The organism is Daejeonella sp. (genome assembly GCF_044232565.1).
GTDB lineage: Bacteria > Bacteroidota > Bacteroidia > Sphingobacteriales > Sphingobacteriaceae > Daejeonella.
The window spans coordinates 1-2,568 of the sequence record NZ_JBIILQ010000318.1; the positions used below are offsets into that span (position 1 = coordinate 1).

At 41.1% G+C, this 2,568-nt stretch carries 2 protein-coding genes; both read left to right on the forward strand.

What is annotated here, in order from left to right:
- Positions 1-8: 8 nt before the first annotated feature.
- Complete coding sequence (gene gmd / locus ACILQF_RS12685; protein WP_395627766.1) at positions 9-1,097, forward strand: GDP-mannose 4,6-dehydratase; 1,089 nt, start codon at positions 9-11, stop codon at positions 1,095-1,097.
- Positions 1,098-1,324: 227 nt separating this feature from the next.
- The gene (locus ACILQF_RS12690; protein WP_395627767.1) at positions 1,325-1,990 is read left to right on the forward strand and encodes a hypothetical protein; all 666 of its coding nucleotides are present in this window, start codon (positions 1,325-1,327) and stop codon (positions 1,988-1,990) included.
- The last annotated feature ends 578 nt before the right edge of the window (positions 1,991-2,568 follow it).

The following is a 2,568-nucleotide window of genomic DNA, read 5'->3' on the forward strand; positions in this document are numbered from 1 at the left end:
AATAAATAATGAAAATCGCCCTAATCACCGGAATCACAGGCCAAGACGGATCATATCTAGCTGAGTTCTTATTAAATAAAGGCTATTTTGTGCATGGGATAAAGCGTAGGAGTTCTTCTATTAATACGGATAGGATAGATCATCTTTATCAGGATCCGCATGATATGAATGTGCGTTTTAAATTGCATTATGGTGATTTAACCGATTCTACCAATTTAATACGCATCATTCAGGAGACGCAGCCGGATGAAATTTATAATCTGGCAGCGATGAGCCATGTACATGTGAGCTTTGATACGCCAGAGTATACCGCTAATGCAGATGGCATTGGAACCTTAAGAATTTTGGAAGCTATACGAATTCTCGGTTTAGAGAAGAAAACACGTATTTATCAGGCTTCCACTTCCGAATTATACGGTTTAGTGCAGGAAGTGCCGCAATCTGAGAAAACCCCTTTTTATCCACGCTCACCCTATGCAGTGGCTAAAATGTATGCCTATTGGATCACGGTAAACTATCGCGAAGCCTATAATTTATTTGCCTGTAATGGTATTTTGTTTAATCATGAGAGTCCGGTACGAGGGGAAACTTTTGTTACCCGTAAAATCACTAGAGCTGCAGCAAATATTGTATTAGGTCAACAAAATTGCCTGTATTTGGGTAATTTATCCGCTCAGCGCGATTGGGGCCATGCCAAAGACTATGTGGAGGCCATGTGGTTAATCCTGCAACAGGAGCAAGCAGAAGACTTTGTTATTGCTACTGGCGTTACCACAACAGTGCGCGATTTCGTGAAAATGAGTTTCGCGGAGCTTGGTATTGAGGTTGAGTTTAGTGGGAAGGATGAGCAGGAGAAGGGTGTAATTATTGATATTGACGAGGAGAAATGTAAGTCTTTGGGAATTGATCCCACAGCGATCAAATTTGGCCAAACAGTAGTGAAGGTGGACCCTAAATATTTCAGACCAACAGAGGTTGATTTATTAATCGGTGATCCGAGGAAAGCGAACACGAAATTGGGCTGGAAACCGAAATATGATTTGGCTGGGCTGGTGAAGGAGATGGTGGAAGGGGATTTGGAGTTGATGAGGCGGTAGGACTTTGTCAGTTGACAGTTGTCGGTTTTCGGTTGACAGTTGTCGGTTGACAGTTGTCAGTGTCGGACTGGGCGGAGAGGGGTAAATAATTAAATAAGCCGTCATTTCGAACACTCAACCTGAAATATAAGGGTTAGTATAAATGTGATGAGTGAATAAATCCCAATTTGAAATCCCTTGATTATAAGATTCCTATGAGTGCCACAATGGAATAACAATAAGCATTCATGAGCAGCGCAAAAATATCCATTCGTTTTTTTGACGATCGTGAGGTGCGAGCGGTTTGGGACGAAGAAAATGCCAAATGGTGTTTTTCGGTGTTGGATATTGTAGGCCTGCTTACCGACCAAAACGATTATTCAAAAAACCGTAACTATTGGAAATATCTTAAAGCCAAATTAAAGAAAGAAAACAGTCAAATGGTTAGTGCCACTACCCAGTTGAAATTTCTTGCACCAGACGGTAAAAGGCGATTATCCGATATGCTCGATTATCAGGGGATAATTGCATTAGGCAAAGAGTTTCCAAGTAAAAAGGCAAACCGATTTATTGAATGGTTTACCTACAGTGAAGAAAGCATAGACGGGAAAAGCAAGACAAAAGCTTATGCCCTGTTTGAAAGTTCTTTTATTAACAATATTGAGGTTGGCACTACTAAAGGTTTGCAACAAATTCACACTTATCTGTTTGGAGGCTTGTACGATTTTGTAGGTCAAATCAGACAAAAAAACATTTCAAAGGGCGGTTTTCAATTTGCTGTTTCTCGCTTCTTGGGCCAAACATTAAAGCAAATAGAAGCAATGCCCGAAGCTACCTTTGACGAAATCGTTGAAAAATATGTAGAAATGAACATTGCTCATCTATTTATGGAAGAACACTTATATCAGCATTAACATTCATCTTAGCACCCTGTGCGATTTCGACTAATAATAATTAATCCCAAATGAAGCAGAATACCCGAGCGTAGGGATGAAAGAACGGCGGGCCAGGAGTTTTGCCCTCGGCGGTGGAAGCTTCGTTCTTTCTTGATTTTTTGGATACTTTTTCATCAAGGAAAAAGTTTCAATATCTCATTGCCAAAGGCAAAAAGTCAAATTTCCCTGTGGTTGGTGTTACCCACCAACCACCTAAGATATTTTTCCCGCTCATAGCCGCGAGGGCCTAGTTCTTTTCCTGTAGCAGAAAAGAACCAAAATGCCACCGCTGCGTCTGATGCTATGAAAGTCAGTGCGAAGGCAGGGCTTGTCATTGCCGCACCAGCCAAGGCGGAAGATCGGTTGGGAAGGGTCTGTGAGTGGACGATTTGTAGTTGGTTTAAATTTGATTTTTTTTATCAAATTTTTAAGATCTAATATCAAATGAACTTGGATTTTAGGCGTCATGCTTTTCCCCTCAGCAGCTGTTAAACAAAAGGCAAAAGAAGGCCTTGAGCGTTTGGGGAGGGGCATTGTTTTACCCTTCAGTAAAACGC